Source organism: Streptomyces sp. SudanB182_2057 (genome assembly GCF_964272715.1).
Taxonomy (GTDB): domain Bacteria; phylum Actinomycetota; class Actinomycetes; order Streptomycetales; family Streptomycetaceae; genus Streptomyces; species Streptomyces rubradiris.
On record NZ_OZ186798.1, the window covers coordinates 6,135,939 to 6,149,196 of the forward strand.

A 13,258-nucleotide genomic window follows, 5' to 3' on the forward strand; every position below is an offset into this window, starting at 1 on the left:
AGCCCGTCCGCGCCCGGATCACCGAGCGCCCCTCAGCTTCTCCAGTCCGGTCAGCACCTCCTCCGCCTCCCTCATGATCCGCTCCACCAGCTCCGCGCACGACGGCAGGTCGCCGATCACCCCGGCGACCTGCCCGGCCGCCATCACCCCCAGATCCGTACGGCCGTCCACCATCGCCGACTTCAACAGCATCGGCGTGTTGGCCGCCAGCAGCGTCTGACTCCAGGACAGGTCCTTGCCGCGCCGGAGGGCGAGGCCGTCCCGGAGCAGCTGCCGCCAGGTGAGCCCCGACAGCCGCCGGAAGCCGGCCGCCCGCCGCACCGCGTGGGCGAGGGCGCGGATCCGGCCCGACCGCTCCAGCGCCGCCACCAGGTCCGAGCGCAGCATCCGGTGCGGCAGGCCGTCCACCGCGCGGGTCACCGTGACATCCCGGACCGTCGCCGCCAGATACCGGGCCTTCACCGCGTCCGGCACCGTGGAGTCGGAGGTGAGCAGGAACCGCGTGCCCATCGCCACCCCGGCCGCCCCGTACGCCAGCGCCGCCACCAGGCCCCGCCCGTCGAAGAAGCCGCCCGCCGCCACGACCGGGATCCGCACCGCGTCCACCACCTGCGGCAGCAGCACGCTCGTCGCCACCTCGCCGGTGTGCCCGCCGCCCTCGCCGCCCTGCACCAGCACCGCGTCCGCGCCCCAGGCCGCCACCTTCTCGGCGTGCCGCAGAGCCCCGACGGACGGGATCACCACCACTCCCGCCGCCTTCAGCTCCGCGATCAGCCCGGGGGAGGGGGCCAGGGCGAAGGAGGCCACCCGGACCCCCTCCTCCAGCAGGATCCGGACCCGGTCGGCCGCGTCGCCCGCGTCGGCCCGCAAGTTCACCCCGAACGGCGCCCCGGTGCGGGACCTGACCTCCCGTATCGCCTCCCGGAGCCGGTCGAGCGGCATCGTCGCGGACGCCAGGACGCCGAGGGCACCGGCGTTCGCCGCCGCCGACACCAGGCGCGGTCCGGCCACCCACCCCATCCCGGTCTGCACGATCGGATACCGGACCCCGACCAGCCGGGTCAGCGCCGTCTCCATCAGCTCCGCCCCCCGGCCCGGTGCCGGTCCGCGTCAGCCGCCGTGCCCTCCGGTACCTCGCGGGACCGGGCGCCCGCCGGGTCCAGTACCTCGCGGATCAGGCGTAGTTCCGCCGCCTCGGGGTCGCGGGTGGGCGGGACGCCGGCCGGGACGGTCAGGGGGAAACCCGTCGCCTCCCGGACCTGCCGGACGGTCACCCCCGGATGCACCGAGACCAGCCGCATGGAGTGGTCGGGGGTGGCGAAGTCCAGGACGGCGAGGTCGGTGACCACCCGGGCGACGCGGTGGTACCGGGCCGTGCCGCCCAGGCCGGCCGCCCGGTCGTACCCGACCCCGCACACCATGTCCACCCGCTCCACGAACACCCGCCGGGAATGTCTCGGCACCCAGTAACTCGTCGGATTGTTCAGCGTGTTGAGCGGAGCCCCGCGCACCCCGAGCAATTGTCTGCGCGGGCGGGCCCAGTCGCCGACGCAGGAGATGTTCTGGTTGCCGTACCGGTCGAGCTGGCTCGCGCCCATCATCACGTGCCGCCGGCCGCCCGCCACCAGCTCCAGGTGCTGCCGGTAGGGCAGCCAGCCCTCCGGGGTGCCGTCCGGCCGGACCAGCAGCGCCTCGCCGTCGGTCAGCAGCAGGTCCGGCGCGAAGGTCAGCCGGGCCAGCCGCGCGCCCAGCGACGGGATCAGGCCCATCGGGGAGGCCAGCACCTCGCCCGCGCCGCGCCAGGCCTCGGCGCAGGCGATCACGCAGTACTCGGCGCGGGTGGCCCTCATCGCTCCTGCTCCGTCCGCCACGTGCCGACCGCCGCCCGGTACGCCGCCTCGTCGGCGCCGAGGAAGCGGCCGGCGAAGTCCGGCCAGGGCGTGGCCGCGTACCACCGCTGGAACTCCTCGTCCCTGCCGTACTCCGGTGCGCAGGACGTGAAGTGGGCTCCCTCGGGTGCCTCCACCACACCGGTCACCGCGAGCCGTTTGAGCAGCAGCGACCGCGGCCCGGCCGCCTTCGTCAACTCCGCGGTGTCCACGATCCGTTCGCAGGAGACGTAGGCCGCGTCCGCCGCCTCGCAGAACAGGTCGTCGAAGTACGGGTCCGGGCCCAGGTACTGCCCGTTGCCCAGCCGGTCGGCGCGGTTGACGTGCACCAGGGCCGCGTCCAGCCGCAGCGCCGGCATCGCCACCAGCGTCTCCCCGTCCGCGTACGGCGACGTCACCGTTCTCAGGCCCGGGTTGACCCGCATGACGTCCGAGCCGATGCCCGCCCGCACCGGCAGGAACGGCAGCCGCTGCGCCGCCGCCCGCAGCCCGGACAGGAACATCCCCTCGTCGATCTCGGTCAGCTCCAGGCCCCCGTGCTCGCGAGCCGCCCGGTAGTGCGGTTCCAGCGCGATGGAGTCCAGGGTGACGAAGGCCGTGACCAGCTTGCGGATCCGGCCGGCGGCGGCCAGCATGCCGACGTCCGGGCCGCCGTAGGAGACGACCGTGAGATCGCCGATGCCGGACCGCAGCAGCGCCCGGACCAGCGCCATCGGCTTGCGCCGGGAGCCCCAGCCGCCGATGCCGAGGGTCATGCCGCTCGCCAGCCGGGACACCGCCTCCTCGGCGGTCATCGTCTTGTCGCCCATCTACGCCCCCTCCTTTCCCTGCTTCCCGAACGTGTCGCGGATCCGGCCGGCCAGGCCGCTGAGGCCGGCCTCGAAGGTGAAGCCCTGCTCGAAGCGGTAACTGCGGCGCACGTCGACCGGGTCGATGCCGTTGATCGCGGCCTTGGCCATGCGCAGCAGCCCGCCGTCCTTCGCGGCGATCTCCCGCGCCAGCCCCAGCGCCGCCCCCGGCAACTCCGCGCGCGGCACCACCCGCCACACCGAGCCGTGCCCGTGCAGTTCGGCGGCGCTCACCGTGCGCCCGGTGAAATACAGCGTGCGCATCAGGTGCTGCGGGACCAGCCGGGCCAGATGGGTCGCCGCGCCCAGCGCGCCCCGGTCCAGCTCGGGCAGCCCGAAGAAGGCGTCCTCGCTCGCCACCACCGCGTCCGCGTTGCCCACCAGGCCGATCCCGCCGCCCAGGCAGAAGCCCTGGACGGCCGCGACGACCGGTGTCCCGCATTCGTAGACCGCCGCGAACGCCTCCGCGCAGCCCTGGTTGGCGCCGATCAGGGCCTGCTGCCCGGCCGCCTGTATCTCCTTGATGTCCACGCCCGCGTTGAACCCGCGGCCCTCGGCGGCCAGCAGCACACAGCGGGTCCCCGGGTCCCGGCCGGCCTCGCGCACGGCGTCGGCCAGGGCGAACCAGCCTCGCACCGGCAGGGCGTTGACCGGCGGGAAGTCGACGGTGACTACGGAAATCCCCTTTTCCGGGGACGAACAGGAGACACCCATGGACGCATCAGCTACCTTTCCACCAAACATTTGTTAGGTGCGATGGCTTCGAAGCTAGCAGCCGACGCGGACCAGCGGGAGGCCCTGTGGATAACCCCCCTGTGGACAACCGGCCTGCGGACCAGGGCCCTGCGGACCAGGGCCCTGCGGACCAGCGGCCCGCGGGCGACTGTCCTGCGGGCAACCGCCCTGCGGACGGCTCGCCGCGCGGCGGCCCGGTCGTCGCCACCGGCGGCACGGTCGCGGTCACCGGCGGCACGGTCGTGGTCACCGGCGGCACCCGCGGCGTGGGCGCCGGAATCGCGCGGGCCTTCGCCGAGGCGGGCGCCCACGTCCTGGCCTGCGCCCGCCGGCCCCCCGACCGGCCCGTGCCCGGCGTCGGCTTCGTCCCGCTGGACCTGCGCGACCCGCCCGCCGTCCGCGCCTTCTTCGCCGGACTGCCCCGCCTCGACGTACTGGTCAACAACGCCGGCGGCACGCCCCACCGGCGCCTCGCCGACGCCGGCGCCGAACGGCACGCCAAGGTCGTCGAGCTGAACCTGATCACCCCGCTGACCGCGTCCCTCGCCGCCTACGACCACCTCCGGCGCAGCAGGGGCTCGGTTCTGATGATCGGCAGCGTCAGCGGGACCCGTCCCTCGCCCGGCTCGGCCGCCTACGGCGCGGCCAAGGCGGGACTCGCCAGCCTGGCCGCGTCCATGGCCGTGGAGTGGGCGCCGGAGGTCCGGGTCAACACGCTCGTGGTCGGCATGGTCCACACCGAGCTCGCCCACCTTCACTACGGCGGCCCCGACGGGACGGCCGCCGTCGCCCGCACCGTCCCGCTGGGCCGGCTCGCGCTCCCCGCCGACGTCGGCGCCGCCGCCGTGTTCCTCGCCTCCGACGCCGCCGCGTACATCAGCGGGGCCAGCCTGCACGTGCACGGCGGCGGGGAACGGCCCGCGTTCCTGGACGCCGCCGCGCCCCACGTACCCGTACCGACTCCCCGGAAGGACGGCTGAGATGAGCGGTATCTGCGCGGGCCGGGTCGTCGCTGTCACCGGGGCCGGCCGGGGGCTCGGCCGGGCCCATGCCCTCGCCTTCGCCGCCGAGGGCGCCCGGGTCGTCGTCAACGACCTCGGTGTGGCGCTGGACGGCGCGCCGGACACCCGGAACCCGGCGGACGCCGTCGTGGCCGAGATCCGGGCGGCGGGCGGCGAGGCGGTGGCGCACGCCGCCGACATCGCCACCGGCGCGGGCGCGGCCGGTTTGGTCCGTACCGCCGTCGAGACCTACGGCCGGCTCGACACCCTGGTCAGCAACGCCGGGTTCCTGCGCGACCGCATGCTGGTCAACCTCGCCGAGGACGACTGGGACGCCGTGCTCCGCGTCCACCTCAAGGGTCACTTCCTGCCGCTCCGGCACGCCGCCGGCCACTGGCGGGCCGAGGCCCGGGCCGGGCGCACCCCCGTCGCCCGGGTCGTCCACACCAGCAGCGGGGCCGGTCTGCTGGGCTCGGTCGGGCAGGCCAACTACAGCGCCGCCAAGGCCGGGATCATCGGCCTCACGCTCGTCGCGGCGGCCGAACTGGCCCGCTACGGCGTCCAGGTCAACGCCGTCGCCCCGGCCGCCCGGACCCGCATGACGGAACGTGTCTTCGCCGCGGCCATGGCGGCGCCGGCCGGCGGTTTCGACGCCATGGCACCCGAGAACGTCTCCCCGCTCGTGGTCTGGCTCGGCTCGGCCGGGAGCGCCGGGGTGACCGGCCGGGTGTTCGAGGCGGAGGGCGGCCGGATCACCGTCATGGAGGGCTGGCGCCCCGGCCCCACCGCCGACAGGGGCGCCCGCTGGACACCGGCCGGGGCGGGGGAGGCGGCCCGGAGACTGCTGGCCCAGGCGGAGCCGCCGGGACGGGTGTACGGGACGTAGCCGATCCCGCTCGTAGCACTTCGGACCTGCGAGGAGGGCTACGTATCGCACTCCAGCACCGTCCGGCACAACCCGCACCGCGCCCGTACCCGCCCCTGTACCGGCACCCTGATCCGCTGGTGGCAGGTGGGGCAGGGGAAGGAGACCCGGAGCCGGCCGGCGGGGTCGGCGGCGAAGGCGTACGGCGTGCCCGGCGGGCCGGCGCCGGCGTGCCGGCGGTCGTGGGCGTACCTGCGGCGGCCCGCCCAGCCGGCGGCGGCCAGCGGCGGCTGCCGCCCGTCCCGGCGGGCCCGGTCCCTGCCCTTGACGTAGGCGGTGTAGGCCTGCGGGCTGGTGAACCACGGGGACGGGTCCTCGCCGAACAGCAGCGCCCGCTTGGCCAGGACGTAACCGAACTCCTCCGGGGTGAGATACCCCAGCTTCTGGGAGGAGACCGCGTCCTCCCGGTAGGCGTCCAGCAGCAGCCAGCCCGCGCCCAGGTAGGCCGTCGCCGTGTCCGTCAGGATCTCGTTCTCCGCCGTGGTGGGGAAGGCGAGGTCCAGGCGGTGCAGATAGACGTGCGCCACCTCGTGGGCGAGGGCCGCGCCGATGTCGGCGCGATGGGAGCGGAACCGGTCGTTCAGCTCGACGAAGTACTCGGGGCCCGCCGCCAGTTCGACGTTCGCCGCGTGGGTCATCTCCCGGAAGCCGACGATCAGCCGCGCGTCCGGCAGCCGGAAGTGCCGCACGATCTCCCGGGCCACCCGCTGCGCGCCCAGATACAGGTCGTCCGTGTCGCGGAAGGCCACGTCGGCGGGGGCCACACTGGCCGAGAACGTCTCGATGGTGTCCCGGGACAGCCGCCGGTACAGCGCGGTGACGGCGGCCCGCACCGTCTCCAGGTGCGGGTAGCCGTGCTCGACCGGTCCGCCGTCGGCCATGTCGGCACCCCCTGAAGCCGCCGGAACTCCCCTCCACTGTAGGCGGGAGGGGCCCCGGCGAAACCGTACGCGGGGCCCGGTGAACGGCCCTTTTCCCAAGGGAGCCGAAGGCTTCCGGCCGGACGGGCGGCGCCCGCGCGGCCCTCACTCCGCGACGCGGGACTGGAGCGTGGCGACCTGGGGACGGGCCGCGCCCGCGCGGCCCTCACACCGGCAGCAAACGCGGAGCCGGCGCGTCCGGCCGGCCTTCGTCCAGGTCCAGCACCCACACCTCGTTCCCGCCCTCCCGCAGCACCGGCCCGGGCACGTACAGCGACCGCTGGGGCCCCGCCGACCAGAAACGGCCCAGGTTGAAGCGGTTGATCCAGACGAACCCGCGGGTCCGGCCGGGCAGCTCCAGCCGGGCGTCCCCGGCCCCCGAGACCGTGACCGAGCCCCGGTACAGCCCCGCCGCGTGCCTGCCGGGCGGCGCGCCGAAGGGCACCGCGGCCACACCGTCGGCGAACGCGTCCAGATCGAGCCCCCGCGCCCGTACCCCGTGCAGATACTGCCGCTCGTGCAGGACGCCGCCGGTGATCCCCTTCGGCTCCCCGAGCCGGGGCCCGTAGTTCACCCGCCCCAGGGACTCCACCCACAGCTCCACGCGCGCGTGCCCCGCGACCGGCGCCGCCAGCCGCGGCTCCGCCTCCGTGAGCACCCCGGCCCGCTCCCCGTCGACGTACACCACGGCGAGGTCGCGCAGCCCGCGCACGGTCAGCGGGTACGGACGGCGCGGGCCGGGCACCTCGACCGCGTAACGGACCAGGCCCCGGGTGATCCCCAGCTCCTCGAACGACGGCGGCACCGGCGTGACCGACTCGGGCCCGCCCAGCGCCCCGAGCACCCCCGCCAGAGGCGCCCAGCCGGTGAGCACGGCCTCGGCCGGGGCGCCCAGCACGGCGGGCGGCGGCGGCAACCCGGGCAGCGGACCCGGCGCATACCCGGCCAGCACCTCGCGGAAGTACCGGAACTTCTCCGTGGGGCGGCCGTACTCGTCCACCGGCGCGTCGTAGTCGTAGGAGGTCACGTCCGGCTCCAGCGGGCCCTCGTGCAACGCGCCGCCCCGGTTGGCGCCCGCCCAGCCCCCGAAACTCGTCCCGCCGTGCGCCATGTAGAGGTTCACCGACGCCCCGCACTCCAGGATCTCCCGCAGCGCCCCGGCGGCCTCGGCCGGATCCCGTACGGCGTGCCCGCCCGCCCAGTGGTCGAACCAGCCGCACCAGAACTCCATGCACATCAGCGGACCCTCCCGGCGGTGCCGGCGCAGCGTGTCGAACGCCACGCGCGCGTGGGATCCGAAATTCACCGTGGCGAGCACCCCCGGCAGCGAACCCCCGGTCAGCATGTGGTCCTCCGGACCGTCCGACGTGCACAGCGCCGCGGTGACCCCCTCGGCGCGCAGCAGACCGGCCAGCTCCTCCAGATAGCCGGTGTCGCTGCCGTAGCTGCCGTACTCGTTCTCCACCTGGACCAGGACCACCGGGCCGCCCCGGTCGCTCTGGCGGGGCACGATCTCGCGCAGCAGCCGGGCGAACCAGGTGCGCACCCGGGCCAGATAGCGCGCGTCACGCGTACGCGCGCGCGTGCCCACCTCGCCCGTGAGCCACGCCGGAAGCCCGCCGTTCTCCCACTCGGCACAGATGTACGGACCCGGCCGCACGATCGCCCGCATCCCCGCCGCGCCGACCGCGTCCAGGAACCGGCCGACCGCCTCCACGTCCCGGAAGGACCCCGGGCGCGGCTCGTGCAGGTTCCACGGGACGTACGTCTCCACGCAGTTCAGGCCCATCGCCCGCAGCACGGCCAGCCGGTGCCCCCACTGGGCCTCCTGCACCCGGAAGTAGTGCAGCGCCCCGGACAGCAGCCGCACCGGGCGCCCGTCCACCCGGAACCCCGATTCCCCCACCGTGAACTCGCTCAAGCGCCCTCCCCGCCGCGGCCTCCTGCGTCCGCCCCAGCCTCGCCCCCTTCCGGCACCCGGCGCCATGGACGAAGATCGGCGCTGCTTGGACAAAACCGCGCCGCACAGCCCGCCGGGAGGAGCGCCGATGTACCGGACCTGGATGCGGTTCTTCAGCCCCGGCCCCGCCCACCACCGCCTCGGCCTGGTCTGCCTCGGCGTCGGCCTCCAGCACGGCGCGCTGCCCACCGTCGGCCCGCGCACCCTCGACCACCACGTGGCCGTGGTGATCAGCTCCGGCGGCGGCTGGTACCGGGGCGCCGACGGCCGCCGCACGACGGTCACCGCGCCCGCGCTGCTGTGGCTCACCCCCGGCGTGCCCCACCACTACGCGCCCGACCCGGACACCGGCTGGGACGAGGGCTTCGTGGACTTCACCGGGCCCGCCACGGCCGCCTACCGCGAACTCGGCTACATCGACCCCGACCGGCCCGTGACCCCGCTCGCCGACGCCTCCGGCCCGCGCGCCGTCATCGCCCGCATCGCCCGCGCCGCCCGCCCCGGCAACCCCCTGCTCCAGGCCGAGACCGCGGCCGCCGTGCACGAACTCCTCGTCGCCCTGCGCCGCGCCCGCGCCGACCTCGCCCGGGGCGGCGACCAGGTGCTCGCCGCCCTGGCCCGGGACGCCTGCACCCCGATGAGCGTCGCCGACCACGCCGCCCGGCACGGCATGACCACCGCCGAGCTGCGCGGCGCGGTCCGCCGGGCGGCCGGCTGCAGCCCCAAGGACTACCTGCTCGGCATCCGCCTCGGCCGCGCCAAGGAACTCCTCGCCACCACCGAGCTGCCCGTTGCCGCCGTCGCCCGCCGCGTCGGCTACGACGACCCCGCCTACTTCTCCCGGCTGTTCACCCGGCGCGTCGGCCTCGCCCCCGTACGCTTCCGCGCCCGGCAGGGCCGCACCGTGCCCGGCGGCTGGAGCGACCGCGTCCCCGACCCCGGCGATCCGCCGCTGATCCAGTCCTCGGACACCCCGTCGACGCGGCCCGCGCAGCGCATAGGGTTGGCCCTCATGACGACCAGCAACACCGGCACCGGTGCCATCGACCCCGAGGTCCGCCAGGAACTGGACCGGCTGCGTGACAGCATCGACAACATCGACGCGGCCGTCGTCCACATGCTCGCCGAGCGTTTCAAGGCCACCCAGCAGGTCGGCCGGCTCAAGGCACAGCACCAGCTGCCGCCCGCCGACCCGTCCCGCGAGGCCCGGCAGATCGCCCGGCTGCGCCTGCTCGCCGAGAACGCCAAACTCGACCCGGCCTTCGCGGAGAAGTTCCTGAACTTCATCATCGCCGAGGTCATCCGGCACCACGAGCGGATCGCCGAGAACACCCACAACGGGCAACCGGCGAACGACGCGCCGACCGGGCACTGACCGGGCGCCGCCGGGGCGTCGAGGGGAAGCGGCCGCACCGGGTGCGCAGGGGGGGGACGGGGCCGATGTACCGGTCCGCCCCTGTGCGCTGTCAGCGGCATCAGGCAGCATGGCCTTCATGTCCGTACTCACGCGCGATGAAGCGCAGCTCCGAGCAGAGATCCTCGACGTCCACCGGTACACGGTCGAACTCGACCTCACCACCGGCGACGAGACCTTCGACTCCCGTACCGCGATCCGGTTCACCACCCGGTTCGACGGGGACACGTTCGTCGAGTTGAAGCCTGCCGAGCTGCGCGGCGTCACGCTCGACGGACAGCCGCTGGACACCGGCCTCCTCACCGGGAACCGGCTGCCGCTGAAGAACCTCGCCGCCGGCGAGCACGAGCTGCGCGTCCACGCCGTCATGCGCTACTCCCGCACCGGCGAGGGCATGCACCGCTTCACCGACCCCAGCGACGGCGAGACGTACGTCTACACCCAGCTGTTCATGGACGACGTCCAGCGCGTCTTCGCCGCCTTCGACCAGCCCGACCTGAAGGCCGTCTTCGAAGTCGCCGTCAAGGCGCCCGAGGGCTGGACCGTCCTCGCCAACAGCGTCACCACCCGCCGGGGCGACGGCGTCTGGCAGGCCGCGCCCACCCCGCTGATCTCCACCTACCTGGTCGCCGTCGCCGCCGGCCCCTGGCACTCGGTGCGCACCGAGCACCGCGGGCTCCCCTTCGGCGTCCACTGCCGCCGCTCCCTCGCGCCTCACCTCGACGCCGACGAGATCCTCGACGTCACGCGCGCGTGCTTCGACCGCTACCACGAGAAGTTCGAGGAGCCCTACCCCTTCGACTCCTACGACCAGGCGTTCGTCCCCGAGTTCAACGCCGGTGCCATGGAGAACCCGGGCCTGGTCACCTTCCGCGACGAGTTCGTCTACCGCTCCGCCGTCACCGACACCGAACGGCAGTCCCGCGCCATGGTCATCGCCCACGAGATGGCCCACATGTGGTTCGGCGACCTCGTCACCCTCAAGTGGTGGGACGACATCTGGCTGAACGAGTCCTTCGCCGAGTACATGGGCTACCAGACCACCGCCGAGGCCACCCGGTTCACCGGCCCCTGGACCGAGTTCGGCGTCACCCGCAAGGCCTGGGGCTACGACGCCGACCAGCGCCCCACCACCCACCCGGTCGCCCCCGACCGCGTCGACGACACGGCCTCCGCCCTGCTCAACTTCGACGGCATCTCCTACGCCAAGGGCGCCTCCGCGCTGCGCCAGCTCGCCGCCTGGCTCGGCGAGAAGGACTTCCTCGCCGGCATCAACACCCACTTCGCCCGGCACAAGTTCGGCAACGCAACCCTCGCCGACTTCATCGACTCCCTCGCCTCGGCCACCGACCGCGACGTCTCCGCCTGGGCCGACAGCTGGCTGCGCACCACCGGCGTCGACACCCTCGTCCCGACGGTCACCGCCGCCGGCGGCACCTGCGCGCTGACCGTCGACCGCGCGGGCAGCCGCCCGCACCGCCTCGGCGCCGGACTGTACGACCACGACCTCGCCGACGAGGGCCGGCTGGTGCTGCGCGAGCGCGTCGACCTCGACCTGCCGCAGGCCGAACCGCAGCCCATCGGCAAGCGCCCCGCGCTGATCGTCCTCAACGACGGCGACATCACCTACGCCAAGATCCGCTTCGACGCCGCCTCCGCCGAGACCCTCCGCACCGGGCTGTCCGGACTGCCCGACCCGCTCACCCGCGCGGTCGTCTGGAACGCCCTCAGGGACGCCGTACGCGACGGCGACCTGGCGCCCGCCGTCTACCTGGACACCGCCCGCGCCCACCTGCCCCGCGAGACCGACCTGGCCGTCGCCCAGGGCGTCCTCGCCTTCGCCGCCGGCCAGCTCAGCGGGCAGTACCTCGCCCCGGCGGACCGGCCGGCCGCCCTGGCCACCCTCACCTCCCTCTGCCGCGACCTGCTGCGCCGCACCGAGGACGGCGACAACCCCGGCCTGCGGCTGATCGCCGTACGGCACCTGATCGACGTGGCCGCCCACCCCGAGACCATCGCCGCCTGGCTCGCCGACGGCACCGTGCCCGGCGGCCCCGAACTCGACCCCGAACTGCGCTGGCGCATCCTCGCCCGGCTCGCCGTGCTCGGCGCCACCGACGAGGACGCCATCGCCGCCGAGCTGGCGGGCGATCCGAGCGCCGCCGGCCAGGAGGGCGCCGCCCGCTGCCGCGCCGCGCTGCCCGACCCGGAGGCCAAACGCGCCGCCTGGGAGGCGATGTTCGCGGGCGACGACCTGTCCAACTACCTCTTCACCGCCACCGCCCAGGGCTTCTGGCAGCCCGAACAGGCCGAACTGGTCCGCCCGTACGTGCCGCGCTTCTACGCCGACGTGGCCGCCGTCGCCGCCCGCCGCGGCCCCGCCATCGCCACCGCCGCCGGCCGCTGGTGCTTCCCCGCCCACGCCGTCGACACCGAGAACCTGCGGCTCGGCGAGGAGTGCCTGCGCACCGACGACCTCACCCCGGCGCTGCGCCGCGCCCTCGCCGACCGCCTGGACGACCTCGCCCGCGCCCTGCGCGTCCGCGAAGCACAGCGGTCCGCACCGGAGGGCGTAGGACCGACGGCGTAGGGCGCGGCTGGTCCCTGCCGACGATGCGGCCCGCGGGCCGCGCTTCCTAGGCTCGGGCGGACAGTGATCGTCCGAGCCCTGGAGGCAGCCCCGTGATCGTAGTGACCGGCGCGACCGGCAACGTCGGCCGTGCCCTTGTCGACCGGCTCCTCGCCGCTGGACAGCCCGTCCGGGCACTGACCCGCGACCCCGGCCGGGCCGCCCTGCCCGGGCGGGCCGAGGTGGTGGCGTTCCAGCCGGACGTCCCCGCCGCCCTGTTCACCGGCGCGACGAAACTCTTCCTGTACGCCCAGGCCGCCACCGCCCCGCTGCTCGCGGCGGCCCGCGAACACGGCGTACGCCACGCCGTCCTGCTCTCCAGCGGCATCGTCCAGGAGGGCGCCGACGAGACCCACCCCATCCACGTCATGCACGCCACCGTCGAGCGGCACCTCCGCGACAGCGGGCTCGCCTGGACCTTCCTGCGGCCCAACGCCTTCGCCACCAACGCGCTCCAGTACGCCCCGCAGATCCGCGCGGGCGACGACACCGTCCGTGGCGTCCACGCCGACGCGCTCTCCGCGCCCATCCACGAGGACGACATCGCCGCCGTCGCCGAGCGCGTGCTGCTCGACGACGGGCACGAGGGCGCCGTGCACCGGCTGACCGGGCCCGCGGCGACCAGCAACGCCGAACAGGTCGCCACGATCGGCGACGCGCTCGGCAGGAAGCTGACGTTCGAGGAGGTGGACCCCGCCGACGCCGGCCCGGAACTGTTCCCGCACGTGCCGCCGCAGATGCTCGGCCGGCTGCTGGAGACCGTCGCCCAGACCATCGGCGTACCCCCGGAGATCACCGGCACCGTGGAGGAGCTCACCGGCACCCCCGCCCGCACCTTCGCCCAGTGGGCCCGCGACCACGCCGCGGACTTCAACGCCTAGCCGACCGGCCACTTCGGGGCAAGAGCAGTACACACTTTCGGGTTCCGTTCGCCGGG

At 74.8% G+C, this 13,258-nt stretch carries 11 protein-coding genes and 1 pseudogene; 6 read left to right on the forward strand and 6 right to left on the reverse strand.

Annotated elements, in window-relative coordinates; all coding sequences use genetic code 11:
* Positions 1-18: 18 nt before the first annotated feature.
* From ACSURM_RS27200 to ACSURM_RS27215, 4 genes are read right to left on the reverse strand one after another with little or no spacing between them, the layout of a single operon-like run.
* Positions 19-1,077 carry an NAD(P)H-dependent flavin oxidoreductase gene (locus ACSURM_RS27200; protein ID WP_436958375.1) on the reverse strand — a complete coding sequence of 353 codons (1,059 nt, stop codon included), beginning with the start codon at positions 1,075-1,077 and terminating at the stop codon, positions 19-21.
* Positions 1,077-1,850, reverse strand: coding sequence for a CoA-transferase subunit beta (locus ACSURM_RS27205; RefSeq protein WP_436958376.1), 774 nt, complete (start codon positions 1,848-1,850; stop codon positions 1,077-1,079). Before ACSURM_RS27205 ends, ACSURM_RS27200 begins: the two co-directional genes overlap by 1 nt.
* Complete coding sequence (locus tag ACSURM_RS27210; protein WP_436958377.1) at positions 1,847-2,698, reverse strand: CoA transferase subunit A; 852 nt, start codon at positions 2,696-2,698, stop codon at positions 1,847-1,849. Before ACSURM_RS27210 ends, ACSURM_RS27205 begins: the two co-directional genes overlap by 4 nt.
* Positions 2,699-3,451: an enoyl-CoA hydratase family protein gene (locus ACSURM_RS27215; protein WP_436958378.1), complete on the reverse strand. Its 753-nt coding sequence runs from the start codon at positions 3,449-3,451 to the stop codon at positions 2,699-2,701.
* Positions 3,452-3,552: 101 nt separating this feature from the next.
* Here ACSURM_RS27215 and ACSURM_RS27220 point away from each other — a divergent pair, with 101 nt between their 5' ends.
* Together ACSURM_RS27220 and ACSURM_RS27225 are read left to right on the forward strand one after the other, a co-directional pair.
* Positions 3,553-4,452, forward strand: coding sequence for an SDR family oxidoreductase (locus ACSURM_RS27220; RefSeq protein WP_436958379.1), 900 nt, complete (start codon positions 3,553-3,555; stop codon positions 4,450-4,452).
* Position 4,453: 1 nt separating this feature from the next.
* Positions 4,454-5,359, forward strand: coding sequence for an SDR family oxidoreductase (locus tag ACSURM_RS27225; RefSeq protein WP_436958381.1), 906 nt, complete (start codon positions 4,454-4,456; stop codon positions 5,357-5,359).
* 38 nt (positions 5,360-5,397) lie between these two features.
* Here ACSURM_RS27225 and ACSURM_RS27230 read toward each other — a convergent pair whose 3' ends face one another.
* Together ACSURM_RS27230 and ACSURM_RS27235 are read right to left on the reverse strand one after the other, a co-directional pair.
* A complete protein-coding gene (locus tag ACSURM_RS27230) occupies positions 5,398-6,279 on the reverse strand; it encodes a hypothetical protein (protein ID WP_436958382.1) in 882 nt (293 codons plus the stop codon).
* Between the two features lie 205 nt (positions 6,280-6,484).
* The gene (locus tag ACSURM_RS27235; RefSeq protein WP_436958384.1) at positions 6,485-8,239 is read right to left on the reverse strand and encodes a glycoside hydrolase family 35 protein; all 1,755 of its coding nucleotides are present in this window, start codon (positions 8,237-8,239) and stop codon (positions 6,485-6,487) included.
* Positions 8,240-8,366: 127 nt separating this feature from the next.
* Between ACSURM_RS27235 and ACSURM_RS27240 the strand changes: the two are divergent.
* From ACSURM_RS27240 to ACSURM_RS27255, 4 genes and pseudogenes are all read left to right on the forward strand, one after another.
* Positions 8,367-9,239, forward strand: a pseudogene (locus ACSURM_RS27240) (helix-turn-helix domain-containing protein); the annotation flags it as partial.
* A gap of 51 nt (positions 9,240-9,290) precedes the next feature.
* Positions 9,291-9,653, forward strand: a complete 363-nt coding sequence (locus tag ACSURM_RS27245; RefSeq protein ID WP_436961193.1) for a chorismate mutase — start codon at positions 9,291-9,293, stop codon at positions 9,651-9,653.
* A gap of 118 nt (positions 9,654-9,771) precedes the next feature.
* Positions 9,772-12,282 (forward strand): aminopeptidase N, encoded by a 2,511-nt coding sequence (gene pepN / locus ACSURM_RS27250; protein ID WP_436958386.1) that lies wholly within the window; start codon positions 9,772-9,774, stop codon positions 12,280-12,282.
* 92 nt (positions 12,283-12,374) lie between these two features.
* Positions 12,375-13,202 (forward strand): NAD(P)H-binding protein, encoded by an 828-nt coding sequence (locus tag ACSURM_RS27255; protein ID WP_436958388.1) that lies wholly within the window; start codon positions 12,375-12,377, stop codon positions 13,200-13,202.
* Positions 13,203-13,258 lie beyond the last annotated feature (56 nt).

Excerpts from the sequence above, each read along its gene's own strand:
- ACSURM_RS27200 (WP_436958375.1), bottom strand. The coding sequence starts at position 1,077 with ATGGAGACGGCGCTGACCCGGCTGGTCGGGGTCCGGTATCCGATCGTG.
- ACSURM_RS27205 (WP_436958376.1), bottom strand. The coding sequence starts at position 1,850 with ATGAGGGCCACCCGCGCCGAGTACTGCGTGATCGCCTGCGCCGAGGCC.
- ACSURM_RS27210 (WP_436958377.1), bottom strand. The coding sequence starts at position 2,698 with ATGGGCGACAAGACGATGACCGCCGAGGAGGCGGTGTCCCGGCTGGCG.
- ACSURM_RS27215 (WP_436958378.1), bottom strand. The coding sequence starts at position 3,451 with ATGGGTGTCTCCTGTTCGTCCCCGGAAAAGGGGATTTCCGTAGTCACC.
- ACSURM_RS27225 (WP_436958381.1), top strand. The coding sequence starts at position 4,454 with ATGAGCGGTATCTGCGCGGGCCGGGTCGTCGCTGTCACCGGGGCCGGC.
- ACSURM_RS27230 (WP_436958382.1), bottom strand. The coding sequence starts at position 6,279 with ATGGCCGACGGCGGACCGGTCGAGCACGGCTACCCGCACCTGGAGACG.
- ACSURM_RS27245 (WP_436961193.1), top strand. The coding sequence starts at position 9,291 with ATGACGACCAGCAACACCGGCACCGGTGCCATCGACCCCGAGGTCCGC.
- pepN (WP_436958386.1), top strand. The coding sequence starts at position 9,772 with ATGTCCGTACTCACGCGCGATGAAGCGCAGCTCCGAGCAGAGATCCTC.